Source organism: Streptomyces sp. NPDC000594, assembly GCF_040299965.1.
Lineage (GTDB): Bacteria > Actinomycetota > Actinomycetes > Streptomycetales > Streptomycetaceae > Streptomyces.
Map to the genome: position 1 here is coordinate 288,199 of NZ_JBEPCY010000007.1, position 25,047 is coordinate 313,245.

General features: G+C 73.0%; 24 protein-coding genes. 14 read left to right on the top strand and 10 right to left on the bottom strand.

The annotated features are described in order from the left end of the window. Positions 1-56 precede the first annotated feature (56 nt). Both ABT354_RS13960 and tsaD read left to right on the top strand, forming a co-directional pair. Entirely contained in the window at positions 57-1,577 is a 1,521-nt protein-coding gene (locus ABT354_RS13960; protein WP_351493100.1) for a glutamate synthase subunit beta, read from the top strand. A gap of 156 nt (positions 1,578-1,733) precedes the next feature. Then, positions 1,734-2,810, top strand: coding sequence for a tRNA (adenosine(37)-N6)-threonylcarbamoyltransferase complex transferase subunit TsaD (gene tsaD / locus ABT354_RS13965; protein WP_351493102.1), 1,077 nt, complete (start codon positions 1,734-1,736; stop codon positions 2,808-2,810). Between the two features lie 41 nt (positions 2,811-2,851). On the opposite strand, the gene ABT354_RS13970 is transcribed toward tsaD, so the two are convergent. Both ABT354_RS13970 and ABT354_RS13975 read right to left on the bottom strand, forming a co-directional pair. Further along, positions 2,852-5,242 carry an ATP-binding cassette domain-containing protein gene (locus ABT354_RS13970; RefSeq protein ID WP_351493104.1) on the bottom strand — a complete coding sequence of 797 codons (2,391 nt, stop codon included), beginning with the start codon at positions 5,240-5,242 and terminating at the stop codon, positions 2,852-2,854. A 217-nt stretch (positions 5,243-5,459) separates the two neighbouring features. Continuing rightward, positions 5,460-6,005 (bottom strand): carboxymuconolactone decarboxylase family protein, encoded by a 546-nt coding sequence (locus ABT354_RS13975; RefSeq protein WP_351493106.1) that lies wholly within the window; start codon positions 6,003-6,005, stop codon positions 5,460-5,462. A 164-nt stretch (positions 6,006-6,169) separates the two neighbouring features. Between ABT354_RS13975 and ABT354_RS13980 the strand changes: the two genes are divergently transcribed. The 4 genes from ABT354_RS13980 (at position 6,170) to ABT354_RS13995 (ending at position 8,739) form a co-directional block, all read left to right on the top strand. Continuing rightward, positions 6,170-6,481, top strand: coding sequence for a hypothetical protein (locus tag ABT354_RS13980; protein WP_351493108.1), 312 nt, complete (start codon positions 6,170-6,172; stop codon positions 6,479-6,481). Positions 6,482-6,654: 173 nt separating this feature from the next. Then, complete coding sequence (locus tag ABT354_RS13985; RefSeq protein ID WP_351493111.1) at positions 6,655-7,230, top strand: AMIN-like domain-containing (lipo)protein; 576 nt, start codon at positions 6,655-6,657, stop codon at positions 7,228-7,230. A 148-nt stretch (positions 7,231-7,378) separates the two neighbouring features. After that, positions 7,379-7,939 (top strand): TetR/AcrR family transcriptional regulator, encoded by a 561-nt coding sequence (locus ABT354_RS13990; RefSeq protein WP_351493113.1) that lies wholly within the window; start codon positions 7,379-7,381, stop codon positions 7,937-7,939. 173 nt (positions 7,940-8,112) lie between these two features. Next, positions 8,113-8,739: a methyltransferase domain-containing protein gene (locus tag ABT354_RS13995; RefSeq protein ID WP_351493185.1), complete on the top strand. Its 627-nt coding sequence runs from the start codon at positions 8,113-8,115 to the stop codon at positions 8,737-8,739. A 36-nt stretch (positions 8,740-8,775) separates the two neighbouring features. On the opposite strand, the gene ABT354_RS14000 is transcribed toward ABT354_RS13995, so the two are convergent. The 3 genes from ABT354_RS14000 to ABT354_RS14010 all read right to left on the bottom strand — a co-directional run bounded on the left by ABT354_RS14000 (position 8,776) and on the right by ABT354_RS14010 (position 11,714). Beyond that, positions 8,776-9,294 carry a P-loop nucleotide/nucleoside kinase family protein gene (locus ABT354_RS14000; protein ID WP_351493115.1) on the bottom strand — a complete coding sequence of 173 codons (519 nt, stop codon included), beginning with the start codon at positions 9,292-9,294 and terminating at the stop codon, positions 8,776-8,778. 49 nt (positions 9,295-9,343) lie between these two features. Further along, positions 9,344-11,182 carry a transketolase gene (locus ABT354_RS14005; protein ID WP_502983409.1) on the bottom strand — a complete coding sequence of 613 codons (1,839 nt, stop codon included), beginning with the start codon at positions 11,180-11,182 and terminating at the stop codon, positions 9,344-9,346. Positions 11,183-11,483: 301 nt separating this feature from the next. Beyond that, positions 11,484-11,714, bottom strand: a complete 231-nt coding sequence (locus ABT354_RS14010; protein WP_351493119.1) for a DUF6458 family protein — start codon at positions 11,712-11,714, stop codon at positions 11,484-11,486. Positions 11,715-11,948: 234 nt separating this feature from the next. Here ABT354_RS14010 and ABT354_RS14015 point away from each other — a divergent pair, with 234 nt between their 5' ends. Continuing rightward, a complete protein-coding gene (locus ABT354_RS14015; RefSeq protein ID WP_351493121.1) occupies positions 11,949-12,977 on the top strand; it encodes a threonine/serine dehydratase in 1,029 nt (342 codons plus the stop codon). Between the two features lie 85 nt (positions 12,978-13,062). Here the strand turns inward: ABT354_RS14015 and ABT354_RS14020 are convergent, their stop codons facing one another. Then, positions 13,063-13,722, bottom strand: a complete 660-nt coding sequence (locus ABT354_RS14020; protein WP_351493123.1) for an RES family NAD+ phosphorylase — start codon at positions 13,720-13,722, stop codon at positions 13,063-13,065. After that, positions 13,716-14,405, bottom strand: coding sequence for a hypothetical protein (locus ABT354_RS14025; RefSeq protein WP_351493125.1), 690 nt, complete (start codon positions 14,403-14,405; stop codon positions 13,716-13,718). Before ABT354_RS14025 ends, ABT354_RS14020 begins: the two co-directional genes overlap by 7 nt. A gap of 453 nt (positions 14,406-14,858) precedes the next feature. Here ABT354_RS14025 and ABT354_RS14030 point away from each other — a divergent pair, with 453 nt between their 5' ends. The 3 genes from ABT354_RS14030 to ABT354_RS14040 all read left to right on the top strand — a co-directional run bounded on the left by ABT354_RS14030 (position 14,859) and on the right by ABT354_RS14040 (position 18,263). Beyond that, entirely contained in the window at positions 14,859-15,806 is a 948-nt protein-coding gene (locus ABT354_RS14030; RefSeq protein WP_351493128.1) for a helix-turn-helix domain-containing protein, read from the top strand. Between the two features lie 373 nt (positions 15,807-16,179). Further along, positions 16,180-16,983 carry an alpha/beta fold hydrolase gene (locus ABT354_RS14035; RefSeq protein ID WP_351493130.1) on the top strand — a complete coding sequence of 268 codons (804 nt, stop codon included), beginning with the start codon at positions 16,180-16,182 and terminating at the stop codon, positions 16,981-16,983. Continuing rightward, complete coding sequence (locus ABT354_RS14040; RefSeq protein ID WP_351493132.1) at positions 16,983-18,263, top strand: SpoIIE family protein phosphatase; 1,281 nt, start codon at positions 16,983-16,985, stop codon at positions 18,261-18,263. Before ABT354_RS14035 ends, ABT354_RS14040 begins: the two co-directional genes overlap by 1 nt. Before the next feature lie 94 nt (positions 18,264-18,357). On the opposite strand, the gene ABT354_RS14045 is transcribed toward ABT354_RS14040, so the two are convergent. Beyond that, the gene (locus ABT354_RS14045; RefSeq protein WP_351493134.1) at positions 18,358-18,975 is read right to left on the bottom strand and encodes a tellurite resistance TerB family protein; all 618 of its coding nucleotides are present in this window, start codon (positions 18,973-18,975) and stop codon (positions 18,358-18,360) included. 228 nt (positions 18,976-19,203) lie between these two features. On the opposite strand from ABT354_RS14045, the gene ABT354_RS14050 reads away from it, so the two are divergent. After that, entirely contained in the window at positions 19,204-19,866 is a 663-nt protein-coding gene (locus tag ABT354_RS14050) for a lysophospholipid acyltransferase family protein (protein ID WP_351493187.1), read from the top strand. Between the two features lie 109 nt (positions 19,867-19,975). Beyond that, positions 19,976-20,419 carry a hypothetical protein gene (locus ABT354_RS14055; protein WP_351493136.1) on the top strand — a complete coding sequence of 148 codons (444 nt, stop codon included), beginning with the start codon at positions 19,976-19,978 and terminating at the stop codon, positions 20,417-20,419. Positions 20,420-20,450: 31 nt separating this feature from the next. Here ABT354_RS14055 and ABT354_RS14060 read toward each other — a convergent pair whose 3' ends face one another. Both ABT354_RS14060 and guaD read right to left on the bottom strand, forming a co-directional pair. Continuing rightward, positions 20,451-21,767 (bottom strand): MFS transporter, encoded by a 1,317-nt coding sequence (locus ABT354_RS14060; protein ID WP_351493138.1) that lies wholly within the window; start codon positions 21,765-21,767, stop codon positions 20,451-20,453. Positions 21,768-21,788: 21 nt separating this feature from the next. Beyond that, a complete protein-coding gene (guaD, locus tag ABT354_RS14065) occupies positions 21,789-23,114 on the bottom strand; it encodes a guanine deaminase (RefSeq protein WP_351493140.1) in 1,326 nt (441 codons plus the stop codon). A 322-nt stretch (positions 23,115-23,436) separates the two neighbouring features. Between guaD and ABT354_RS14070 the strand changes: the two genes are divergently transcribed. Continuing rightward, positions 23,437-23,805, top strand: coding sequence for a hypothetical protein (locus tag ABT354_RS14070; RefSeq protein WP_351493142.1), 369 nt, complete (start codon positions 23,437-23,439; stop codon positions 23,803-23,805). Next, complete coding sequence (locus ABT354_RS14075) at positions 23,802-24,998, top strand: polyprenyl synthetase family protein (RefSeq protein ID WP_351493144.1); 1,197 nt, start codon at positions 23,802-23,804, stop codon at positions 24,996-24,998. The genes ABT354_RS14070 and ABT354_RS14075 overlap by 4 nt, the downstream gene beginning before the upstream one ends. Positions 24,999-25,047 lie beyond the last annotated feature (49 nt).

Below are 25,047 nucleotides of genomic sequence, written 5' to 3' on the forward strand. Positions count from 1 at the left end.
CCGTCCGCCCGCCCCCGCCCGGCGGCGACCGGGGACCCGGGAGGGACGGAGCGGCCATGGACCCCAAGGCCTTCCTCAGAACGACCCGGCGTCCCCTCCCCCGCCGCCCGGCCCGGGAGCGGCTGGGCGACTGGCACGAGGTGGGGCCGTCGCTCTCCGGCCCCGGCGCGGCGCGCGGGGACCGGCCGCTGCTGCCGCTGGTACGGGAGCAGGCGGGGCGCTGCATGGACTGCGGGGTCCCCTTCTGCCACAGCGGCTGTCCGCTGGGCAATCTCATCCCCGAGTGGAACGCCTACGCCCACGCGGACGACTGGGTACGGGCATCCGAGCGGCTGCACGCGACGAACAACTTCCCCGAGTTCACCGGGCTGCTCTGCCCGGCGCCCTGTGAGCCCTCCTGTGTGCTGGCGCTGGACGACGTACCGGTGACGATCAAGAACATCGAGGCGGCCATCGCCGACCGGGCGTGGGAGCTGGGCTGTGTCCGGCCGCTGCCGCCGGCCCGGCGGAACGGACTGCGGGTCGCGGTGATCGGCTCCGGGCCCGCCGGTCTGGCGGCCGCCCAGCAGCTGACCCGGGCGGGGTACCGGGTCACCGTCTATGAGCGGGACGAGCTGCCGGGCGGGCTGCTCCGCTACGGCATCCCGGACTTCAAGCTGGCCAAGGAGCGGGTCGACCGCAGGCTGGAGCAGATGCGGGCGGAGGGGACGGAGTTCCTGACCTCGCTCGCGGTGGGCCGGGACCTCGACGCGGCGGCGGTACGGGACGGTCATGACGCGGTGATCGTCGCGGTCGGCGCCACCCTCCCCCGGGAGCTGCCCGTACCCGGCCGGGATCTGGCCGGGATCCATCAGGCGATGGCCTATCTGACCCGGTGCAACCGGGGCGGGGCCCCGGACCCGGCCCTGCGGCTGGGTCCCGATCCGCTCAGCGCCGAGGGCAAGGATGTGATCGTCGTGGGCGGCGGCGACACGGCGTCGGACTGTCTCGGCACCGCCCTGCGGCAGCGCGCCGCCTCGGTCACCCAGCTGGACATCAACCCGCTGCCGGACACCCGGCGCGGCCCGGACCAGCCCTGGCCCTCGGCGGTCCGGCTCCATCAGCTGTCGCACGCGCACGAGGAGGCCAGGGCGACCACGGGGAGCGACCCCCGGATGTTCCGGGCCACTACCCTCGGCTTCGAGGACGACGGCCGGGGCGCGGTGGCGGGGCTGCGGCTGGCCGAGGCGGACCCGCTGGACCGCCGCCGGGGCCGGCCCGGGACCGAGCGGGTGCTCCCGGCGCAGCTGGTCCTGCTGGCGCTGGGGTTCTCCGGGCCCGACCCGGGGGACGGGCTGCGGGACCAGCTCGGGCTGGGGGTCGACCCGTCGGGCGCCTTCCGCCGGGATCGCCGCTTCGGTGCGGGGGCGGACGGGGTCTTCGTGGCCGGGGACGCGGGCCGGGGCCAGTCACTGGTGGTCTGGGCCATCGCCGAGGGCCGCTCGGCCGCGGCGGCGGTGGACACCGCGCTGACCGGCGCCACGGCCCTCCCCGCACCGGTCTCCCCGGACGACGGCCCCCTGCGGGCGGCGGGCTGACCCGCTCCGCCGACGCCCCCCGACGGCCGGGTGCCGAAGCCGGTGAAGGGGCCGCCGGTACCCCGGTGCGCGGGCCCGGGAGCGGGTCCGGATGGCTCTTGTTGCACATCATGTGCAGTTACACTGTGTCAGCGAAAACAGTGCGAGGGAGTGGCCATGCCGAACGGGCGGATCGTGCTCGGGATCGAGTCGTCGTGCGACGAGACCGGGGCCGGAATCGTGTCGGACGGGCGGCTGCTGGCCCATGCCGTGGCGTCGAGCATGGACGAGCACGCGCGCTTCGGCGGCGTGGTGCCCGAGATCGCCGCCCGGGCCCATCTGCACTCCTTCACCCCCGTGGTCCAGGAGGCCCTGTCCCAGGCGGGGCTGCGGCTGTCGGACCTCGACGCCGTCGCCGTCACCACCGGCCCGGGTCTGGCGGGAGCGCTCCAGGTGGGGCTGGCGGGGGCGAAGACCCTCGCCTACGCCGCCGGGGTGCCGCTGTACGGGGTGCACCACCTGGCCGGGCATGTCGCGGCCGACACCCTGGAGCACGGCCCGCTGCCCGATCCCTGCATGGTCCTGATCGTCTCCGGCGGGCACACCTCGCTGCTGCTCGTCCGCGATCTGGTGCGGGATCCGATCATCCATCTGGGTGACACGGTGGACGACGCGGCGGGCGAGTGCTTCGACAAGGTGGCCCGGGTCTTCGGGCTGCCGTATCCGGGCGGTCCGGCGATCGACCGGGCCGCCCGGGCGGGGAATCCGTGCGCGGTGGCGTTCCCGCGCCCGCTGACCGGCGCGAAGGACGATCCGTACGCCTTCTCGTTCTCCGGTCTGAAGACCGCCGCCGCGCGGTGGGCCGAGAAGCACCGCATCGCCGGTGCGGAGCTGCCCGTGGCCGACGGGGCCGCCGCGCTCCAGGAGGCCGTCGCCGATGTGCTCACCCGCAAGGCCCTGGCCGCCTGCCGTGCGTACGAGGTGGGAACGCTGGTGGTCGTCGGCGGTGTGGCGGCCAACTCCCGGGTGCGGTCCCTGGCCGAGGAGCGCTGCGCCGCCGCCGGGGTCGAGCTGCGGGTGCCGCCGCTGACCCTCTGCACCGACAATGGCGCCATGATCGCCGCCGTCGGTGATCTGCTGGTCCGCGCGGGTGCCGCCCCCGCCCAGCTCAGCGTCTCGATCGACCCCTCCGCCCCGCTGGAGTACGCCGCGCTGCACCCGGCCGCCGTCCCCGCCCCGGCCCGCGCGGCCTGAGCCCCGCGCGGCCCGGGCCCTCGTACTGCGGCCGGTACGGGTCAGGCGCCGACGTACTCCGCGAGGTGCTCACCCGTGAGGGTGGCGCGGCCGGCGACCAGCTCGGCGGGGGTGCCCTCGAAGACGACGCTGCCACCGTCGTGACCGGCGCCGGGACCGAGGTCGACGATCCAGTCGGCGTGGGCCATCACCGCCTGGTGGTGCTCCACCACGATCACCGACTTGCCGGAGTCGACCAGCCGGTCCAGCAGCCCGAGCAGCTGCTCGACATCGGCGAGGTGCAGACCGGTGGTCGGCTCGTCCAGCACATAGACCCCGCCCTTGTCGGCCATATGGGTGGCCAGCTTGAGCCGCTGCCGCTCGCCGCCGGAGAGCGTGGTGAGGGGCTGCCCGAGGGTGAGATAGCCCAGGCCGACATCGGCGAGCCGGACCAGGATCCGGTGGGCGGCCGGGGTGTGCGCCTCACCGGAGCCGAAGAACTCCTCGGCCTCGGCGACCGACATCGCCAGCACCTCGCTGATGTCCCGCCCGCCGAGGTGGTACTCCAGTACCGACGCCTGGTAGCGCTTCCCCTCGCACTCCTCGCAGGGGGTGGCGACACCGGCCATCACCGCAAGGTCGGTGTAGATCACACCGACACCGTTGCACTGGGGGCAGGCCCCCTCGGAGTTGGCGCTGAACAGCGCCGGCTTGACGCCGTTGACCTTGGCGAACGCCTTGCGGATCGGTTCGAGGAGCCCGGTGTAGGTCGCCGGGTTGCTCCGCCGTGAGCCGCGGATCGGGCTCTGGTCGACGGAGATGACCCCCTCGTCGGCCGGGACCGAGGTGTGGACCAGCGAACTCTTGCCGGAGCCCGCGACACCGGTGATCACGGTCAGCACCCCGAGCGGGATGTCGACATCGACCTCGCGCAGATTGTTGGCGGTCGCCCCGCGGATCTCCAGCGCGCCGGTGGGCTTCCGTACGGTCTCCTTGACGGCGGCCCGGTCGTCCAGATGGCGGCCCGTGACGGTGTCACCGGCCCGCAGTCCGTCGACGGAGCCCTCGAAGCAGACGGTGCCGCCCTCCGTACCGGCCCCGGGACCGAGGTCCACGACATGGTCGGCGATGGCGATGACCTCGGGCTTGTGCTCCACGACCAGGACGGTGTTGCCCTTGTCCCGCAGCCTCAGGAGGAGATCGTTCATCCGCTGGATGTCATGCGGGTGGAGGCCCGTGGTGGGCTCGTCGAAGACATAGGTGACATCGGTGAGGCTGGAGCCGAGATGGCGGACCATCTTCACCCGCTGGGCCTCACCGCCCGACAGGGTGCCCGAGGGCCGGTCGAGCGCCAGATAGCCGAGGCCGATCTCCACAAAGGAGTCCAGGGTCTCCCCCAGCGCGGTGAGCAGCGGCGCGACCGACGGCTCGTCGAGTCCGCGCACCCACTCGGCCAGATCGCTGATCTGCATCGCACAGGCGTCGGCGATGTTGATCCCCTGGATCCGTGACGACCGGGGCGCCTCGCCGAGCCGGGTGCCGTCGCACTCGGGGCAGACGGTGAAGGTGACCGCACGCTCCACGAAGGCACGGATATGCGGCTGCATCGCCTCGCGGTCCTTGGCGAGGAACGACTTCTGGATCTTGGGGATCAGGCCCTCGTAGGTGAGGTTCACCCCCTCGACCTTCACCTTGGTCGGCTCCCGGTAGAGGAAGTCCTGCATCTCCTTCTTGGTGAACCGGCGGATCGGCTTGTCCGGGTCGAGGAAGCCCGACTCGGCGTAGAGCCGCACGGTCCACCAGCTGTCGGACTTCCAGCCGGGGATGGTGAACGCGCCCTCGGAGATCGACTTGGTGTCGTCGTAGAGCTGGGTGAGATCGATGTCGGAGACCGAGCCCCGGCCCTCGCAGCGCGGACACATGCCGCCGGTGCGGGAGAAGGTCTGCTTCACGGTCTTCCGGTCACCCCGCTCGACGGTGATCGCACCGCTGGCACGGACCGAGGGGACATTGAAGGCGAACGCACCGGGCGGGCCGATGTGCGGCGCTCCGAGCCGGCTGAAGAGGATCCGCAGCATCGCGTTGGCGTCGGTGGCGGTGCCGACGGTGGAGCGCGGGTCGGCGCCCAGACGCTGCTGGTCCACGATGATCGCGGTGGTCAGCCCGTCCAGCACATCGACCTCGGGCCGGGCCGGGGTCGGCATGAAACCCTGGACGAAGGTGCTGTACGTCTCGTTGATCAGCCGCCGGGACTCGGCGGCGATCGTGTCGAAGACCAGCGAGCTCTTGCCCGAGCCGGAGACTCCGGTGAACACCGTCAGACGGCGCTTGGGGATCTCGATGCTGATGTCCTTGAGGTTGTTCTCGCGGGCGCCGTGCACACGGATCACCGCATGGCTGTCGGCGGCGTGCGGCAGGGACGACCGTGTGTCCGTCTTCCTGGCCTTGCTCATGGTGTCTCCATCTGTCGGCTCACGGTCGGTCGGGCCGGGCACCCGCTCCGGCGGCGGCGAACAAGTATCGCAATTCCGCCTATGCCGACAAAATTCCACCGGTCCGGGCCGCGCCGTCGTCTTCCGTCACCCTAGGCGCACCCCGGTGACCAGGACTTCTCCATTCCTGACCGTCCCGACCGTCCTGACCGTCCCGCCCATTCCCGCAGGGGGCGGGTCAGACCTCCGCGCCGCCCCGGCGGTAGCCATGGGCCACGACCCGCAGCGCCGACGCACGGTAGTGGTCCACCTCCGGCACCGTGGTCGCCAGACCGCTGACATAGCGGTTGTACATACAGAACGACGCGGCGATCAGCACCGTGTCATGGATCTCGGTGTCCCCCGCGCCCGCCGCGCGGGCCGCCGCCAGGGTCTCCTCCGCCACCGGCGCCGCCGCGGACCGCACCTCGGCGGCGATCCGCAGCAGGGCCCGCAGCAAGGGGGTGATCGGCGCGGTGTCGGGGTCGGCGAGGACCGAGGCGACCAGGGTCTCGCCGCCCGGGAGCTGGGCCGCCGCGAAGGCTCCGTGCGAGCCGGCGCAGAACGGTGTGGCGTTGAGCTGCGAGACATAGGCGGCGATCAGCTCCCGATCCCCGCGACTGATCGGGGAGGGGCCCCGCAGCAGCACATCGGCGAGATGCCCCAGCGGCTCCGCCGTGTCCGGTCGGTGCGCCATCAGCCCGCTGATGCCGGGCAGGTCGTTGTCGAGGGCGATATGGGCCACGCGTACTCCTGTTCCAGGGTGGACGGGGGACGGCGCCATCGTCCGCCCGCCCCGTACCGCGACCCAACTCCCACCGTGCTCAGTCGTCACGCGATCCCGGGGGTATCATCGAGGAAGTTTTTGAACCCGTTCAAAAACATTCGCAGAAGGGGGACGCATTCACCATGCCCGCATCCACCGCACCGGGACGGGACGCCACACCCGCCACCCTGCTGGGCCCCACCGCGCTCGTCCTCGGCACCCTCGCCCTCTGCACGACCTGGCTGCCCCTGCTGATGGAAGATCTCGTGTGGCTATGGGCCCCGTTCCCCTTCATCATGCTCGCCGGGGCGTTCTCCGTCACCGCCGGAGCGGCGGGCATCCACTACGCCCGCCGGGGCGAGTGCCGGCTCTGGGACTCCGTGGTGGGCACCGTCTTCGGGGCGGCGGGATTCGCCGGCTGCCTCACCCTGGTCATGGCGATGTTCAGCGGCTGACCGCCCACACCCGACCGGCCCACCCTGTGCGGGTACTCAGTTCATCACGTGAGTAGCTGTGCGGATGTTGTCGATTCCCCATGGAGGAAGGGTGGACACTCATGGACGGGGCAGCCGCTTCACCGCGCGCCGTCCCGGATCCGCCTTACCACATCGTCTTCCGGAGGTATGTCATGCGACTCTTAGGACAAGCGGCCACCGCACTCACCCTCGCGGGTCTCACCCTCGTCGGATCGGCGGGAGCGGCCTGGGCCTCCTGCGGCCAGGTGGACAAGCCCCTCCCGGCCGCCGGATGTTCCACCCCCTGGGGAAGCGGAACCGAATCGGCCGCCGACTCGGACGCCGCGCCGCTGAAGAACATCAGGACCGGTACGCACGCCTGCTTCGACCGGGTGGTCTTCGACATCACCGAGGCCACCGGCAGGACCGGTTACCACGTCGGCTATGTCGACGCCTTCCACCAGGACGGTACCGGCGACCACATCCCCGTCAAGGGCGGTGCCATTCTCCAGATCTTTGTCAACGCCCCCAGTTACGACACGGCCACCGGACGGCCGGTCTATCCCGGAGTCGGCGGCCGGACCCTGCCCGGGGTGAACATATCCGGCTACCGGACCTTCAAGGACACCAAGTTCGGCGCGAGCTTCGAAGGACAGACCCAGGTGGCCCTGGGGCTGCGCGCCAAACTGCCCTTCCGGGTGCTCCAGACCGCCGACCAGGTGATCGTGGACGTGGCCCACAGCTGGTAGCCATCGCATGCGCCACAGCGGCGGACGGGCCGTCCGGGGCACTCCCGGCGGCCCGTTCGCCCGCGAGCGGCACCGCCGCTCCGGGACGGGGCACAGCACCCCTGGCCCGCCCTTGACGCTCCCCGCGCAGGGCTGATTGGCTGCTCACATGAGGACGCAGCGTCGGCTGTCCACCGCCGAGGAGCGACGGCAGACCGTGCTGCGCACCGCCATCGGGGCCTTCGCGGCCAAGGGGTACTTCGGCACCACCACCACCGAGGTGGCCAAGGCGGCGGGTATCTCACAGGCCTATGTCTACCGGCTCTTCCCCACCAAGGAAGCGCTGTTCGTCGCCGTCGTGGAGCACTGTTTCGTCCGGGTGCGCGCCTCGCTGGAGGAGGGCGCGGCACGGGCCACGAGCAGTGAGCCGTCGGCGGTCCTCGCCTCGATGGGCGATCACTACGCCAAGCTGATCAGCGACAACTCCCTGATGCTGGTCCAGTTGCACGCCCAGGCCGCCGCCGTGTCCGAGCCCGCGGTCCGGGAGACCGTACGGGCCGGGTACGCGCGCACCGTCGAGTATGTACGGGGGGTGTCGGGCGCCCCGGACGCGGAGGTGCAGCAGTTCTTCGCCGTCGGCATGCTCTGCCATCTCATCGTCTCCATCGACGCCGGGTCGGTGGACGCGCCCTGGACCCGTACCCTCGCGGCGGGCATCACCCACTACTGAGCCCACCGGGGACACCCGCCACGGGCAGTTGAGCAATCGACCACACACCCCACCGGGGGATGAAGGGACCCAGCGTGACGGACGACCACAGCGGCCACCAGGACGACACGGCCGGCGGGAACGGCACAGTCGGCGGGAAGGGCGGGGGCCGCGACGGTACCGACGCCGCGACCGTGTTCGACGCCCTGGGCGCGGAGTACGAGCGGGCCTTCGGTGAACTGCCCGCCCATCACGCGTCGCTGGACCGGCTGCTGGCCGGACTGCCGCCCGGCAGCCGGATCCTGGATGTGGGCAGCGGGACGGGCCGGCCGGCCGCCGCACGGCTGAGCGGGGCGGGCCATACCGTACTCGGCGTCGACGCCTCCCCGGTGATGGTGGATCTCGCGACCCGCCAGGTGCCCGGTGCGACCTTCCGTCATGTGGACATCCGCGAACTGCCCCTGGAGGAAGGGGAATTCGACGCCGTCTGTGTGTACTTCTCCCTCCTCCAGATGGACCGGACGGAGCAGGCGGCGCTGCTGCGGCGGCTCGCTCTGGCGCTGCGGCCCGGAGGGTATCTGGCGGTCGCCACCATCCCTCTGGACGTCGAGGGCCTGGAGGTGGACTTCATGGGGCAGCCGGTGCGGCTGACCAGCTTCGGGGCGGAGGAGTTCACCGCCCTGATCGAGGAGTCCGGGCTGACCGTGGAGTGGCGGCAGAGCGATGTGTTCGTCCCGGACCACCCCGAGGCGACTCCCGAGCCGCAGCTGTTCCTGCACGCGCGACGACCCGGCGGAAGGGTTCCCGCCGGGCCGTCCTGAGCCGGAGCCGTCCGGCGACCGCCCCCGGGGCGGCGGTCAGGCGATGTCGTCGGCGACGATCTCCGCCACCCGGGCCGGGGGGATCCGGGTGGTGTCGATGACCCTGGCCTCCTGACGGAGCCAGGGCAGGGCCTCCTCATAGGCGGCCAGATGGTCGAGGCGCCACTGCCGGGCCCCGGCGCTCTCCTCCTTGGTGTCGGTCTCGATCCGGTGCACCAGGGTGTCGCGGTCGGTGTGGAGCAGGACATGGTGGACGGGGACACCGGCCGCGGCCAGGCCGGCATGGATCTCCTGCCAGTACTCCCGCCGGAGCACGGTCTGGGTGACGACCAGGGTGCCGCCGACCTCGTCGAGGACCTGCCGGGCCGTCTCCACCACCAGTCCACGCCAGGCGCGGAAGTCCTGGAAGTCCCGCTCGGGGACCCCCAGTACATGCCAGAGCATCTCGCCGACCTTCTCCGTGTCGAGAACTCTGGAACCGCTGATACGGGAGACCAGCTCCTGCGCGGTGGTCGTTTTACCGGCGCCGAATGTTCCGTTCAACCAGACGATCATCCGGCAACCCTACCCAGGGCCACGCCGACCGGACGGCCCTGAAAGGTCTTCAGGCCACCACGGCCTCTTCGACCAGCAGTTTCACCCCGGCCACGATGGACTCGGCGTCGATGCCCGCATGCTGGAGCTGCTGGGCGGGGGTGGCCGACGAGGGCATGTTCCGTACGGCGAGACGGATCAGCCTCGGCACCGGGCGGCCGTCGGCGAAGGCGGCGGCGACCGCGTCCCCGAGACCGCCCTCGGGCCGGTGGTCCTCCACCGTCATCAGACACCCGGTGGCGTCCGCCGCCTCCTGGAGGGTCTCCAGGTCGACGGGCTTCACCGAGTAGAGGTCGATCACCCGCACCGGGATGGACGCGGCGGCCAGCAGATCGGCGGCGCGCAGCGCCTCGTGCACGGTGATCCCGGCCGCGACGAGGGTGATCCGGTCCGCCGCGCTCGCCCGCAGCACCCGGGAGCCGCCCACCGGGAAGTCCTCGTCCGGGCCGTACAGGACGGGGGTGGCGCCCCGGCTGGTGCGCAGATAGCCGATACCGGGCAGCCGGGCCATCTTGGGGACCAGCCGTGCGGTCTGGTTGGCGTCACAGGGGTAGAGGACGGTGGAGCCGTGCACGGCGCGCATCATGGCGAGGTCCTCCAGGCCCATCTGGGAGGGCCCGTCCTCGCCGATGGAGACCCCCGCGTGGGAGCCGCAGAGCTGGATCCCGGTGCCGCTGACGGCGGCCATGCGGATGAAGTCGTGCGCCCGGGTGAGGAAGGCGGCGAAGGTCGCGGCGAAGGGGAGATAGCCCCGGGCCCGCATGCCGACGGCGGCGGCGACGAGCTGCTGTTCGGCGATGTACACCTCGAAGTAGCGGTCGGGGTGGGCGCGTGCGAACGCCTCGGTCCGGGTGGAGTTGCCGACCTCGCCGTCGAGGGCGACCACATCGCGGCGTTCCGAGCCGAGGGCGGCGAGCGCGGCCCCGAAGGCGTCCCGGGTGGCGACCCGCTCGCCGATCCGGTAGCGGGGCGGCTCGACCGGTCCGGCCTCGTCGGCGGGGGGCGCGGTCAGCACGGCGTCGGGCGGCTGGGCGACCTTGACCCGGAGGGAGCGGACTCCGCCCAGTTCCTCGACGGCCCGCTCGGGATGGGGCAGCGGCACGCCGTGGAAGCCCTCCTTGTCCTCCACCTCGGCGACCCCCCGGCCCTTGTGGGTCCGGGCGAGGATCACCAGGGGCCGGCCGTGGGCGGCGGCGGCCCGCCGGTAGGCGGCGTCGATGGCGGCGATGTCATGGCCGTCGATCTCGACGGTGTACCAGCCGAAGGCGCCGAAGCGCGCGGCGTAGGCGTCGAGGTCCCAGCCCTCCCGGGTGGGGCCGCGCTGGCCGAGGCGGTTCACGTCCACGATCAGGGTGAGGTTGTCGAGCCGTTCGTACCCGGCGTGCTCGGCGGCCTCCCAGATGGATCCCTCGGCCATCTCGCTGTCCCCGCAGAGCACCCAGACGCGGTACGGAAGGTGGTCGAGGCGCTTTCCGGCGAGCGCCATGCCGACACCGACGGGCAGCCCCTGGCCCAGGGAGCCGGTGGCGACGTCCACCCAGGGCAGCCGGGGGGTGGGGTGCCCTTCCAGCGGGCTGCCGTCATGGCGGAAGGTGAGCAGCTCCGCCTCGTCGATCACACCCGCCGCCCGGTAGAGGGCGTACAGCAGGGGTGAGGCATGACCCTTGGAGAGGATCAGCCGGTCATTGCCGGGATGGTCGGGCAGGTCGAAGTCATAGCGCAGATGGCGGGCGAGCAGGACCGCGCCGAGGTCGGCCGCGGACATGGAGGAGGTGGGGTGGCCGGATCCGGCCGCCTCGGCCGCGCGGACCGCGTCCACCCGAAGCTGCTGGCCCAGCTCCGCCAGCATCGCCCGGTCCGCCTGGTCCAGCCCGTGTCCCTTGGCCGTCCCGTCCGCCCCGTCCGCCCCGTCCGTCGTGTTCGCCCTGTGGGTCTCGTCCATCTCGCTCCTCCTCGCTGACGGTGCCGCCGGGCGGGCGCGGGGCACGACCGCGTGCCCCGGGCGCACGGAACACCCGGGGGCTCCTCGCGGGACACCGGGGGCTCCTCGCGGGCGCCCTCCGGGTGCCCCCGCTCCCCCGCCGCAAACCCCGTCCGGGGCCGGGCCGGGCAGCGAAGAGGGTCACGGGCGGTCACTCCGTGTGTACGGATCACCCCTCGTGGGTACGGGAGGAGCCGCGCTCGTCGATCACCGGGGTCGCTCCCGGGACGACGACCCGGCGGCGGCGGGCGACGCTCGCGAAGACCACCGTGCCCAGCAGTCCGACCGCCATGAGGATCAGTCCGATCACATCGAGGTTGGCCCCTTCCACCTCCCAGTCGGTCGCGAACGTCAGGATCGCGCCGACGCCGATCAGGATGATGCAGCCTCCCAGACCCATCGTCTCCACCTTCCTGTGGTTGTGGGTTCTTCCGTGGACGCGCCTACCCGGGCCCCGCCGGACCATACGGCCGGTTCCCGGACCCCGGGGCCTCGGCCCGCCGGTCGGGGCCGTGACCTGCGGCGCCCGGCGGCGGGCGGTGCCGCGACGGGACATAGGCTGGAGCGGCGGACCGTCCTCGGCCCGCCGGTCGGGGCCTCGCCCGGTCGTGGCCCCTCGTACTGGAGCAGCACCATGGCCCCGCTCACCTACGGCGACATCACGACGGCCGCCGACCGGATCTCGGGCCGGATCCGTCCGGTCACCCTGGCCCCGCTGGACATCGACGTCCTGCGGCCGGCGCCCGGCACCGGATCCGTCGCCGGACCGGGCGTCGGCGAGGGAGCCCAGGAGCCGTACCGGCTGCACGCGGCGCTGGAGTTCCTCCAGCACACGGGCTCCTTCAAGGCGCGGGGCGCGGCGAACTTCGTCCGCGCCCACCGGGACGCCGGGACCCTGCCGGAAGCCGGAGTGGCCATCGCCTCCGGTGGCAACGCCGGTCTCGCCTGCGCCTGGGCGGCCCGCCTGCACGGGGCACGGGCCACCGTCTTCCTGCCGGGGACCGCCCCGGAGGTGAAACGGGCCGGGCTCCTCCGCTACGGGGCCGATGTCCGGCTGGTCGGTACGGAGTACGCCGAGGCGCTCGCCGCCTGTGAGGAGTTCACCGCCCGGACCGGGGCGCTGGCCTCGCACGCCTATGACCACCCGCTGATCGCCGCCGGGGCCGGAACCCTCCTGGAGGAGATCCACCGGCGCCTCCCCGACCTGGACACCGTGATCGTCGCGGTCGGCGGCGGCGGGCTCTTCGCCGGGGTCGCCACCGCCGCGCGGCACCATGGCGTCCGTACCGTCGCCGTCGAGCCGGAGGGCTGTCGTGCCCTGAACGCGGCGGTCGAGGCGGGCCGCCCCGTCGATGTCACCGTCCGGTCGGTCGCCTCCGACTCCCTCGGGGCCCGAAGGGTCTCCGCCATGGCGCTGGAGGCGGCCCTGCGGGACGGTGTCCGCTCGGTACTGGTCCCCGACGAGGAGATCGTCCGCGCCCGCCGGGGCCTCTGGGAGGAGTACCGCATCGCCGTGGAGCACGGCGCCGCGACCGCGCTCGCCGCGCTGACCGGCCCGGACCCCGCCTACCGGCCGGGCCCCGGCGAGCGGGTGTGTGTCGTCCTGTGCGGCTCCAACACCGGTCTCGGGAGCCTGGAACAGCCCGCGGGCCAGCAGCTCTGATCCGCGTCAGGGCGCAGGGCGCCGGGTCCTGAGCCCGCCCCCGTACGGCTCAGGACCCGGAGCGTGTCGCGCCCCCGGGGCGCGGTCAGGGGCGGATCCCCGGCGGGAGGATCATCGCCCGCAGCGGGGCGAGCAGTCGGTTGGCCTTCGCCACCCCTTCGAAGGTGCCGAGGTGGTACGACTGCTCCTCCACCGCCTTCACCGGCTCCCCCTCACAGCGGTCGCTGAAGAACACCACGGCGTGGTACGGGCGGTTGCGCCGCGACTGCCACACCATGCCCTGCGCGGCCGGCGCGTACCGCCGGATCTCCTGCGCCCAGTAGCGGGTGGCGCCGTACCGGTCGCTCTCGCCCTCCAGCAGCCAGGCGTCCTGGAACACGGCGGCGAGGTCGGCCTGGGAGACCAGCCGTACCAGCTTCAGATCCTCGGTGACCCGCAGCCGGGTCAGGGAGCGCTGGACGGCGGAGACCCAGGGCACCACCCGTGTCCCGGCGGCCGAGTAGGGGACATCGCGCAGCAGGGTCTCGGCGAGCGCGGTGAGCGGTTCCGGGGCGGCGTACAGAAAGCGGTACGCGTCGTCGGCGGTGCCGTCGAACCGGCCGCCGTCGAAGTACCGGTGGGAGAGGACCGGATTGAACCCCGCCGCCGGACACCCGGTGGGGTGGCAGCGCCACAGCCCGCTCCCGGCCGGCAGATCGGTCAGCACGGGCTCCATCGGCACCCGGGGCGGGACATGGGTCACCATGCGAACTCCCCCTGGTCCGTGAGGGCGCGGGCGGCGGCGGACAGGGCCTCGTCCGGGGCCCGGCCGATGAGGTCGGCGGGGATCCCGGCCAGCAGGATGTTCTCCCCCAGCCACCAGCCGGCCGCCCCCCAGGGGTCCTGGTCGGCGAGGAGCATCCGGTTGATCTTCGTGACCAGGTAGCGGGGTGCTCCGGTGCCCGGGTCGAACTGGAAGTCCGGATACCGTGCCCGTCCGTCCGGATCGGTCAATCGGATCAGCCCGGCCCCGGCCGGGTCGGCCGCCGTGGCCGTGTCGAGCCGGTCCGGTCCCCGCGCGGGGGCGGCCAGCAGGACCTGCTGGATCTCACGGAAGAGGGCCGCGCTCTCCGGGGCGAGGACGGGCCACTCGACCGAGTCCAGCAGCCGGACCAGCGCGGTCAGTTCGTCCTCGTCCGGCAGGACCCTGTCCGCCACGCCCGGAACCCGGAACTGCTCCAGCAGCCTGCTCAGTTCGCTGCCCGGCGGGAGGGGGCGCAGGCTCACCCGTACCCGGCGGAGCGCGGTCCGTACGGCGCGCGGATCGCCACCCGCCGCCCGGACCCCGAGCACCGCCCGGTGGTAGCGGGTGAACTGGTCGGCGGTGAGGGACGCGTGGATCTCGGGCTGATGTGCCCGCAGCAGTCCGAGGAGCTCATCGGTGCTCATGTCGGTCCTTCGGTGGTCCGGTCCCGAGGGGAGGGGATCGCCCCCGGCCGGCCCTGGGCACGGTGGCCCGGGCCGGCGCGGGGTGGGCGGGCCCGGCCCCCGTGTCGTCGCCCGGGGCCCGCCTCCTCCATCATCGGCACACCGGGCGGGACCGGAAGGGCGAAGGGCCGCCGGACCGGAAGGCGACCGGAAGACATCCGTGAACGGACCCGGTTCCAGCGCCCCTTGGCCACCGGGGGACACCGGAGCACCGGAGAGGGCCGGAGGGAACGGGCGGCGCCGGAGCCGGGCCGGGGCTCCGGCGGACGCGGATCCGCCACGGGTTCCGAAACCTCCCGCCCGCGACCGGAGGACATGTGATGCTGGACGGGCCGATCGCCCGGGAGCGGTATCACCCCGCGATCCGTGCGTCCGGTGTCATCGCCGAACAGGTCGGCACCCGGGGAGGAATGTGTGGAGAAGGCCATGCCGGAGGAGCCCGGGGACGGCGCACGGTCCGGTCCCGGCAGGGGATCACGTGCGGTGCGGCCCGCGCCGGACCACCTCCGTTCCCATGTCATCAGCTACACCGGGTACGAGGGGCAGGCGACCACCCGGCTGCATGTCCCCTCGGCCTCCGTCTCCCTCTGTCTGGCGTGGGAGGAACCGATCCTGCTCACCCCCTTCCGGGCGCGCCCGGCGCAGGGCGGCGACTGGCTGTCGGTGGTGGTCGGCTCCCGTACCCGCGCGGCGCTCAGCGAGACCCGCCGGCAGGGCATGGGCATCGTGGTGGACCTCACACCGCTGGGCGCCTTCGCCCTGCTGCGGACGCCGCTGCGGCACCTCGCCCAGGAGATGACCGCGACGGACGAGGTGATCGGCGCCGGCTGGAGCGAGCGGGTGACCGAGCGCCTGGCCACCGCCACGGACTGGGCGACCCGGTGGGAGGTGCTGGACCGGGCGATCGAGGACCGCTGTCTGACGGCACCCCGGCCGTCCCCGGTGGTCCTGGAGGCATGGAGCCTGCTGCGCGCCTCACGGGGCAGGACCCGGGTGGAGGAGCTGGCCCGCGCGACCGGGTGCGGCCGCCGGCGTCTGGAGGTCCTCTTCGGCGAGCAGATCGGTCTCCCGCCGAAGAGCGTGGCCCGGATACTGCGCTTCCAGCACGCCCTCGCCCATGGCCCGGCCCATGGCATGACCTGGGCCGAGACCGCCGCCCGCTGCGGCTATCACGACCAGGCCCATCTCAGCCGTGACTTCCGTGACCTCACCGGGCTCACCCCCACCGGGTCGCACACCCTGCTCACCGGCAGTCCGGTCATGGAGCGGACCCCGGTCGACGGGCGCATCAGCGCGCTCTCCGTCGCCCCGTCCGGCCCAGCGGCCCCCTGGGTGGCGCCGACCGGGCCGGTGCGGACGTGATAGCGGGGAGTGCGCATTCGTACAAGACTCCGCCAGGTCTCTTTGGCAGCCTGTTCGTCATACGGCGACAGCACCACCGGGCCCCAGCGGCCCGGACCGGGACCGGAGCCGTTACCGAGTGTTCGGTCTCGTAACGGATCGGGGTCCGGTACGGGACCGAACGCTCGCGGTTCCGGCGCGGAGTCGACACGACGGGAGCCCGCGCCGGAAGCGGGGGTCGCGGCCCGAGCCTCATCTCTCGGGGCTCGGGCCGTGGCCGCCCGACACTCCTCCCGCTCAGCCCGGCACTCCTCCCGCTCAGCCCGGCGCTCCGCCGGTCACGGCGGTACCGCGCCGTGCCCCGGCCGGGTGACGGGATGCGAGGATGGCCCGTATGGACATCCCGCGCAGGAACAACGTCAGGGTCATCGGTGACCCGGAGGGGCCTGCGGTGGTGCTGGCCCACGGCTTCGGCTGTGACCAGAACCTGTGGCGGCTGACCGCGCCGGCCCTGGCGGAGCGCCACCGGGTGGTGCTCTTCGACTATGTGGGCTGCGGCCGTTCCGACCTGGGGGCGTGGGACGAGGAGCGCTACTCCCGCCTCGACGGCTACGCCACCGATGTGGTGGAGGTCTGCGAGGCGCTGGACCTGCGGGACGCGGTGTTCGTGGGCCACTCCGTCAGCGCCATGGTCGGGGTGCTCGCCGCCCGTGCGGCACGGGAGCGGATACGCGCGCTGGTGATGGTGGCGCCCTCGCCGCGCTATCTGGACGACGAGGGCTATCGCGGTGGCTTCGGCGCCGGGGACATCGAGGAGCTGCTGGAGTCGCTGGACTCCAACTTCCTCGGCTGGTCCTCCGCGATGGCGCCGGTGATCATGGGCAATCCGGACCGGCCGGAGCTGGGCACGGAGCTGGCCGACAGCTTCTGCGCGACCGATCCCGACATCGCCCGGGTCTTCGCCCGCACCACCTTCCTGAGCGACTCCCGCGCGGATCTCCCGGGGGTCACGGTGCCCACCCTGATCCTGGAGTGCGTCCAGGATGTCATCGCGCCCCGCGAGGTCGGCGCCTATGTCCATGCGGCCGTCCCCGGATCCCGGCTGGTCACGCTGGACGCCACCGGTCACTGCCCGCAGCTCAGCGCCCCCGAGGCCACCTCGGCGGCGATTCTCGGCTTCCTCCAGGATCTTGGGTGATGTCCCGCACCGAGGAGGCCGGCGGCGATCCCGGCGCCGAGCACGACGGCTCGACCGGCGCCCGGTTCACGGCGCTGCTGGAGGACGACGCCGAGGATCTCTACGACGCGGCGCCCTGCGGATTTCTGTCCACCCTGATGGACGGCACCATCGCCAAGATCAACACCACGCTGCTCGACTGGCTCGGGCTCCGGCGGCAGGACGTGGTGGGCCGGATGCTCTTCACCGATCTGCTCACCGTCGGCGGCAAGCTGTACCACGAGACACACTTCGCCCCGCTGCTGCGGATGCGGGGCGAGATCAGCGGAATCGCGCTGGAGCTGCGGACCTCGGCGGGCGAGCGGCTGCCGGTGCTGGTCTCCTCCGTCCTCAAGCACAGCGGGGACGGGGAACCGCTCCTCGCGCGCACCACCGTCTTCGACGCCTCCGACCGGCGGGCGTACGAGGAGGAGCTGCTCCGCCGTCAGCAGGCGGCGGACCGGGCACGCGAGGAGGCGGAGGCCGACCGGCGGCAGGCGGAGGCCGACCGGGCCCGGCTGACCGACGCGCTCGCGGTGCTCCAGCGCAGTCTGCTGCCGGATGTGCTGCCGGCCGTCCCGGGGCTGGAGACCGCCACGTACTACCACACGGCGTCGCCGGTGCAGGTCGGCGGGGACTTCTACGATCTCTTCGCCCTCGACGGCTCGCGCTGGGCCTTCTTCCTCGGCGATGTGTGCGGCAAGGGGCCGCAGGCCGCCGCCTTCACCTCGCTGACCCGGTACACCCTGCGTGCGGCGGTGCTCCACGACCCCGATCCGGTGGCCGCGCTGACCACCCTGAACACGGTGCTCCACGAGCACGGCGCGGGGACGGAACCCCGGTACTGCACCGTCGTCTTCGGGGTGCTGGAGCCGGATCCGGCGACCGGTCGGGTCACCGTCCGGCTGGCCTCCGGAGGGCACCCTCCGGCGCTGGTGCTCCGGGCCGACGGCGGCGCGGAGTATCTGCGGACGCCCGGGGGCATGCTGGTCGGCATCCTGCCCGAGGCCCGCTTCGTCACGGCGGAGGTCACCCTGGAGCCCGGTGACACCCTGCTGCTGTACACCGACGGGCTCACCGAGGCACGGACCGGACCCGAGCGGAGACTGTACGGGGAAGAGGCCCTGCACGCCTTCGCGACGGCCCGCGCCCCCGCCCCTCCCGCGACCCTGATCGCGGCCCTGACCGGTCTCCTCGACTCCTTCGGCACCGGTCTGGACGACGACACCGCCCTCCTGGCACTGGGGCCGCCCGCCCGGTGAGGCGCGGAGCGCGCCGGGACCGGCACCCCGCCCCGCCCGGCCCCGCTCCGGAACGGGGCCGGAGCGCGGGCACGGGTCAGCGGGGGTCAGCGGGTCAGATGCCGAACTCCGTCGGGGAGAGGTTGAGCGCCGCGCAGACCTCGCGCAGGACCTGCTCCTCGGCCGGCTGGATGTAGCCGTCCGCGCCAGCGATGACAATGCCCGTCTGCACGACCGCACGCGCCTCCGACGCCTTCTTCGCGGCCTTGGCGACCTCCTGGAGCGCCTCGGAACGGCCCCGGGCGTAGTCGGTCAGCATCAGGTCGACATGCTTGTTGAAACGGCTCCGCAGCTGGTCCGCCGGGAAGTTCTGGAGGACATGGTTGGAGAGGATGAGCGACTCCACATGCTGCCGCTCGGCCTGGTCGACATGGCCGTCGGCGGCCGCCACCAGCGCACAGGTCGCCATGCTCGCGTCGCGGAAGGCACCGCTCTTCAGCTCGTTCTTGAGGGAGTCGAGCTGGGTCTTCAGCAGACCGACGAGCTGCGCCTTGTTGGCCCCGCCCGAGGAGCTGCCGCCGTGCCCACCGTGCCCGCCGTGCGCTCCCGGTGCGCCATGGCCACCGTGCCCGCCGGGCGCACCGTGTCCCCCCGGGCGGGACGACCCCGACCCCTGGGCCTGCTGCTGGATCGCCTTGGCCGCCTGGTCCTTGATTCGGTCCCACATCGCCACTGGAGTGCCACCTCGGATTTGCGTGTCGTTCGTCGCCGGACGCGTGAGAATACGCGTCGACCGTGCAACGCGTATGGTCTCCCCGGAGTTCCACCGGGATCAAGTCCCGGCCACTCACTCCCCGTACCGGACACCCCCCACCGGGATGAGTACGCGCACTCAGGCGGGCCCCCGGCCGCCGCGGCCAGCATGGGAGGCACCACCAGCCGCCCACTCCCCGAGGCCCTCATGCTCAGCCGTATCGCCGCCACCGTCGTCCCCGTCCTCGGCCGTCTCACCGTCAGCAGTGACGAGGGGACACCCCCCGGGCCGGGCACGATCGTCGTCGCCAACCACACCTCCCTCGCCGACCCCGGGGTGGTCCTCGCCGCGCTGCGGAGCCTGGGGATCGAGCCGGCCGTCCTGGCCGCGGCCGGGCTGTGGCGGATCCCCGTCCTGGGGAGCCTGCTCGAACGGGACGGCCACATACCGGTCCGCCGGGGCACCGAGCGGGCCGCGGAGGCACTGGACGCCGCCGCCGCCGTGCTCCGGGCGGGCCGCCCCGTCCTGGTCTACGGGGAGGGCGGCATCCCCGACCGCCGGGACGCCGCCGAGGCCGCGCCCGAGGCCTTCCGTACCGGACCCGCCCGGCTGGCAGCGGCCACCGGCGCGCGGGTGGTGCCCCTCGGACAGGCGGGCGCCCGGCGCGTCAGCTCCGGCGGTACGCCCAAGCAACTGGCCGGATTTCTGACCGCGCCCGTGCGGAGGCCCCGGCTCCATGTCCATCTGGGGCCGGCCCTGCGCCCCTCCGCCGATCTCCGGGCGGCCACCGCCGAACTCCACCGCGCCGTCACCGAGGCCTGGCGCGGCGCCGCCCGCCGCCTCGGTGAGCCGGCCGCCTCGGCGGGGTGAACGGGTGCGGCGCCGGGGGTATCGTTTCGGCCATGCACCGCCGTCGGGGGCGGAGTTCCGCCACGGGGACGTGCGGAGATCTACAGGGCGACGACAGGGGCGGGACACCATGAGAAGACTGGCTCCGCTTCTGCTGATCCCCGTCCTGGTGGGCTACTCGTCCTCGCCCGAGGATGTCGCGATATGCACCCAGAAGGGCGGCTCCTCGGGGGTGACCGTGGGCTGGGACCGTGACGACTTCCCCCGGGCCGCCACCTTCCGGGTGTGCGCGGGCGAGCGCTGCGAGCAAGCGGAGTGGACCGCCGGGGCGGACATGCCGATGGACGCGCTGCTGGTGGAGATGGACGAGGACATCGGCGGAATCACGGTGCCGGTGCGGCTGACGGTGACCTCGCCCCGGGGTGAGCGGATCGTCGAGGACAGCGCACGGGTCCGGCTGCGCGAGGACCACATCAACGGCCGGGGCTGCGATCCGGTGCTGTGGACGGCGGGGCTGACGGCCCATCCGGAAAAGGGGCTGGTCCCGGCGGACGGCCCTGCCGAACGGGGATAGGCCGTCTCTTTCGGATCTTGCTGGGCCCGCCTCAGGGGCGGGTGCCGCCGGTCTCCTTGATGAAGAAGCCCGCCAGCGCGCCGAGGACCAGCAGGATCGGCATCATCAGCAGCGCGTGACCGTAGTCGGCGAGGTCCGGCACATCGGGCAGCAGCCGGCCGGGGACGGCCTGGAGGATGCCGCCGACGATGAAGCAGATCCCGTTGACGATGGCGGCGGAGCTGCCGACCAGGGCCCGGGGGACGGACTCCCCGGCGACGGTGAAGCCGAGCATATGGGCGCCCGCGAAGAGACCGACACAGAACATGGTCACCACGGAGACGCTGTTGGTCTCCGTCGGCAGATAGATGAGCAGGGTGACGGCGACCGCCTGGAGCAGCACCCCGATGACGGCCGGGAGCCGGCGGTTGTTCCAGTGGTCGGAGAGCAGGTTGAACAGGGGCGCGCCGATGGCGAGGCCGAGCCAGGACATGGCGGTGAGGACCGCGGCGAGTGAGGACTCGGCGCCCCTGGCCTCCATCACCCGGGGCCCCCAGAGGACTCCCATGGCCAGCATCGACCCGAAGGAGACACCCGCCAGCAGCGCGGAGAGGACGACATTGCGGTTGCGGAAGCAGCTGCCGAGGTCCCGGAAGATGCTGGAGACCAGCGGGGGCCGGGGGGCGGTGGTGGCGCGCGCGAGCTGTTCGGGGCCGGGCGCGGGATTGCGGACCAGCAGCGCGAAGAGAACGATCAGTACGACGCCCGCCGCGCCGAAGCCGTTGAGCAGCTGCTGCCAGCTGACCAGGGTGAGCTGCCAGGAGATCGCGGGCTGGCCGAAGGCGGAGCCGAGCGAGGCGAGACACTGCACCAGGCCGAACATCAGGCCGTAGCGGGCGGCGGGGAACCACTGGCCGCCGATGTATCCCGCGCCGACGAAGCCGAAGGAGGAGCCGATCGCCAGGACGATCTGGGCGGCGATGAGCGTCCCCATGCTGTCGGTCTGCGCGTACAGAAAGGCTCCGGCGGTGACCAGGGCGACGGCGATCGTCAGCAGGGGTCGGGAGCCGAAGCGGTCGAGCAGCGCGCCGGAGAAGAACTGGCAGAGGGCGAAGGCCCAGGTGTAGATGGAGCCCGCGAGACCGATCTGGGCCACGCTGAGGGCGGCGGTCCGCTGGATCTCCGGGGAGACGACGGCGTACCCGGTCTGGATGGCGAAGAGCCAGACCACGAAGGTGGTGCACAGGCCCCAGACGATCCATGCCTCGACGCCGCCGATCCGCCGGTGCGGACCGTGCAGAAAGCGGGCGCCCGGGTGTTTGCGGTACTCGGTCCCGCCGCCGTGGGCGGCGGGTGCGGTGCTCGCCATGGCAGGTCTCCTGTCGTCGGCTCAGACGGCGGCGGTGTCGCGGTCGTGCGCCCGCTCCCCCGCCACATAGGTGGCCCGTACCGTGCGGTCGTCCCCCATCACCGCCAGTACGAAGAGCAGTTCCTCGATGCTTTCGGTCCGGGCGGTGCGCCGGGCGAGCAGCGGGGTGGCCCGGGGGTCGAGGACCACGAAGTCGGCCTCGTGGCCGGGTTCGAGGGAGCCGACCCGGTCGTCGATGCCCATCGCCTGGGCGCCGCCGAGGGTGGCGAGGTAGAACGCCTTGACCGAGTCGAGCGGGTAGTTGCTCAACTCGGCGACCTTGTACGCCTCGTTCATGGTGGCGAGCAGGGAGAAGCTGGTGCCCGCGCCGATATCGGTACCGAGGCCGACCCGGAGGGGCCGCCGGGGGTCCTTGGCGTCATGGACATGGAAGAGGCCGCTGCCGAGGAAGAGGTTGGAGGTGGGGCAGTGGGCGATGGCGGTGTCCGTCTCGGCGCAGCGGGCGCGTTCGGAGGCGGTGAGGTGGACCCCGTGGGCGAGGACCGCGCCGGGGCCGAGCAGTCCGTAGTGGTCGTAGACGTCGAGATAGCCGCGCCGGTCGGGGAAGAGGGAGCGCACCCAGGAGATCTCTCCGGTGTTCTCGGAGACATGGGTGTGCAGCAGGGCCCCGGGGTGCTCCCGGCGGAGGGTTCCCGCCGCCTCCAGCTGCTCGGGGGTGCTGGTGGGGGCGAAGCGCGGGGTGATGGCGTAGAGGTTGCGGCCGGTGCCGTGCCAGCGTTCCAGCAGCGCCTTGGAGTCCTCGTAGCCGGTCCGCGCGGTGTCGAGCAGCGCGTCGGGGGCGTTGCGGTCCATCAGGACCTTGCCGGCGGCCATGCGCATATTGCGGCGGGTGGTCTCCTCGAAGAGGGCGTCGACCGACTGCGGGTACACCGCGCAGAAGGTGAGGGCGGTCGTCGTGCCGTTGCGCAGGAGTTCGTCGCAGAAGACGGCGGCGGCCTCGCGGGCGTAGGCGGCGTCGGCGAAGCGCTGCTCCTCCACGAAGGTGTAGTGATTCAGCCAGTCGATGAGCTGGGAGCCGAAGGCGGCGATGATCCCGGTCTGGACGTAGTGGACATGGGTGTCGATGAAGCCGGGGGTGATCACATGCTCCGGGTAGTGGACGGGCTCCACTCCGGCGGGGATCCTCTCGCGCAGCTCTCCGTAGTCACCGGCGGCGGTGACCAGACCGTCCTCGCAGATCAGCAGGCCGTCGTCGACATGGACAAAGGCGTGGCCGGGGTCGGTGAGGAACGGGTCGTCCCGGAACCAGACGAGTTGGCCCCGGACGGCGGAGCGCTGTGCGGGCATGGCACCTCCTGAGCGGTGCCCCGCGCTCCGCGATCCGGTCGTGGCCGGGGCCGGGGCCGGGGGCTCCTGCCTCGGTGTGGGAGGCCCGGTCGTGGCGGATCCCGTACCGGGCGGGGCACGGACACCGCTCCCAGTCGACGCCGCTGTCGCCGCCGTCGCACGCGGGGTTGGGCCGCCTGGGTGAGTCATGCCGGGCCGGCGCGGTACGGAGAACCGAGCACAGTCATCCGTTCGTGTGACTTCGGGGTTGGTGGTATGGCCGGTGGGCAGCCCGTCTGCGGACGATGTGCGGCAGGGGATTCGACGGTGTGGGGGGCGGGACATGGCGGAGCAACGCGCGGGCCTGGGGTCCGAGGAGACGGTGCTGCTGATGGCGGGGGCCGTGGACATGGTGCTGGAGCAGGCGGAGGGCGCGCTGCGCCGGGCGCGCTCGCTGCTCAGCAGGTCCGATCTGACCGAGCTGGCGGCCGACGCCCGGCGGGACCTGGTGGCCCGTGGGCGGCACAGCGGGCTGCGGACCTCGCTGGTCACCCCCGGTGAGCCGCACCTGGAGCAGCTGGCGCGGCGGGCCGCGGAGCGGGCGGCACGGTCGGCGCGGGCAGCTCCGTCGGCGCGGCCCGCGGGGGCGCCCCCGGGGCCGGGCGGGGCGGGCGGTCCGGATCCGGCGGGTTCCGGGGCATCCGGCCGATGAGTCGCGCCATGGCCGGGGCGCGGGTCCCGGGACCGCCCGGCGCCGGAGCGGCGCCGCCGGCCGGGTCCGCGCCGGAGGGGTCCGGTGTGCTCGGGGAGCTGGCCGTGCTCAAGGAGCGCGTCGACGCTGTGCTGCGGGTCTTCGCCGAGGGCGAGTCCGCCCTCCTCGAAGCGGTGGACCCGGAGCTGAAGCCGGTCGGGGAGCAGTTGCGGGGTGCGGTCGCGGAGGGGAAGCGGCTGCGGGCCGCGTTCTGCTACTGGGGCTGGCGGGCGGCGGGGCGGGACGACGGGGAGGACATCGTCCGGGCCGCCGCGGCGATGGAGCTGGTGCACGCCGCCGCCGTCGTCCATGACGACCTCATCGACCGCAGCCCGGTGCGGCACGGGCGGCCCACCGCGCACCGGGCGCTGGCGCCGGGTCCGGCGGGCGGGAGCGGTGCGGCGGGGGCCTCGGCGGGCCGGTCGCTGGCGCTGCTCGTGGGGGATCTGCTGATCTCCTGGTCGGGGCAGCTGTTCGCCGACTGCGGGCTGCCCGCCGCCTATCTCCGGCGGGCCGGTCCGCTGTGGGCGACGCTCGCCCGTGAGCTGGTCGCCGGGGAGTGCCTGGAGGTGCTGCGCACCCGTCCGCCGGGCGACGGGCGGGCGGATCCGGAGAGTTCGTTCCAGATCATCCGGTACAAGACGGCGAAGTACACCGTCGAGCATCCGCTTCAGATAGGTGTGCTGCTCGGGGGCGGGCCGGTGGCGCTGCGGGAGACCTTCACCGCCTATGGGGTGCCGCTCGGGGAGGCGTTCCAACTGCGGGACGACCTGCTGGGGACCTTCGGGACGCCGGAGACGACCGGCAAGTCCAATCTGGACGATCTGGCCGGGGCCAAGCCGACGGTTCTGCTGGCGCTGGCCCGGCAGCGGGCGACGGCGGCGGAGCGGAGCGAGCTGCGGCGGCTGCTCACGTCCCCGGCGGCGGGGCCGGAGGCAGGGGCGGGAGCCGATGCGGGGCCGGGGCGGCTCGACCGGTTCCGGGAGATCGCCGAGCGGACCGGGGCGCGTCGCCGGGTCGAGGAGCTGATCGCCCTCCGTGCCGAGGCGGCGGCCGACGCCCTGGACCGCGCGCTGCTGGCGGGGGTGCTGCCGTCGCACGCCGCCGAGACCCTGCACGCCCTGGCCGGGCGCTCACTCGCCCGCGCCGCCTGATCCGCACCCGTCTCCCCCGTGCCCGTACCTGTATCCGTATCCGCGGCAC

Excerpts from the sequence above, each read along its gene's own strand:
- ABT354_RS14005 (WP_502983409.1), bottom strand. The coding sequence starts at position 11,182 with ATGCTGGCGGAGCTGGGCCAGCAGCTTCGGGTGGACGCGGTCCGCGCG.
- ABT354_RS14060 (WP_351493138.1), bottom strand. The coding sequence starts at position 21,767 with ATGGCGAGCACCGCACCCGCCGCCCACGGCGGCGGGACCGAGTACCGC.
- tsaD (WP_351493102.1), top strand. The coding sequence starts at position 1,734 with ATGCCGAACGGGCGGATCGTGCTCGGGATCGAGTCGTCGTGCGACGAG.
- ABT354_RS13980 (WP_351493108.1), top strand. The coding sequence starts at position 6,170 with ATGCCCGCATCCACCGCACCGGGACGGGACGCCACACCCGCCACCCTG.
- ABT354_RS13985 (WP_351493111.1), top strand. The coding sequence starts at position 6,655 with ATGCGACTCTTAGGACAAGCGGCCACCGCACTCACCCTCGCGGGTCTC.
- ABT354_RS14075 (WP_351493144.1), top strand. The coding sequence starts at position 23,802 with ATGAGTCGCGCCATGGCCGGGGCGCGGGTCCCGGGACCGCCCGGCGCC.
- ABT354_RS14000 (WP_351493115.1), bottom strand. The coding sequence starts at position 9,294 with ATGATCGTCTGGTTGAACGGAACATTCGGCGCCGGTAAAACGACCACC.
- ABT354_RS14010 (WP_351493119.1), bottom strand. The coding sequence starts at position 11,714 with ATGGGTCTGGGAGGCTGCATCATCCTGATCGGCGTCGGCGCGATCCTG.
- ABT354_RS14035 (WP_351493130.1), top strand. The coding sequence starts at position 16,180 with ATGGACATCCCGCGCAGGAACAACGTCAGGGTCATCGGTGACCCGGAG.
- ABT354_RS14055 (WP_351493136.1), top strand. The coding sequence starts at position 19,976 with ATGAGAAGACTGGCTCCGCTTCTGCTGATCCCCGTCCTGGTGGGCTAC.
- guaD (WP_351493140.1), bottom strand. The coding sequence starts at position 23,114 with ATGCCCGCACAGCGCTCCGCCGTCCGGGGCCAACTCGTCTGGTTCCGG.
- ABT354_RS14020 (WP_351493123.1), bottom strand. The coding sequence starts at position 13,722 with ATGGTGACCCATGTCCCGCCCCGGGTGCCGATGGAGCCCGTGCTGACC.
- ABT354_RS13960 (WP_351493100.1), top strand. The coding sequence starts at position 57 with ATGGACCCCAAGGCCTTCCTCAGAACGACCCGGCGTCCCCTCCCCCGC.
- ABT354_RS13990 (WP_351493113.1), top strand. The coding sequence starts at position 7,379 with ATGAGGACGCAGCGTCGGCTGTCCACCGCCGAGGAGCGACGGCAGACC.
- ABT354_RS14040 (WP_351493132.1), top strand. The coding sequence starts at position 16,983 with ATGTCCCGCACCGAGGAGGCCGGCGGCGATCCCGGCGCCGAGCACGAC.
- ABT354_RS14015 (WP_351493121.1), top strand. The coding sequence starts at position 11,949 with ATGGCCCCGCTCACCTACGGCGACATCACGACGGCCGCCGACCGGATC.
- ABT354_RS14025 (WP_351493125.1), bottom strand. The coding sequence starts at position 14,405 with ATGAGCACCGATGAGCTCCTCGGACTGCTGCGGGCACATCAGCCCGAG.
- ABT354_RS13970 (WP_351493104.1), bottom strand. The coding sequence starts at position 5,242 with ATGAGCAAGGCCAGGAAGACGGACACACGGTCGTCCCTGCCGCACGCC.
- ABT354_RS14070 (WP_351493142.1), top strand. The coding sequence starts at position 23,437 with ATGGCGGAGCAACGCGCGGGCCTGGGGTCCGAGGAGACGGTGCTGCTG.
- ABT354_RS14050 (WP_351493187.1), top strand. The coding sequence starts at position 19,204 with ATGCTCAGCCGTATCGCCGCCACCGTCGTCCCCGTCCTCGGCCGTCTC.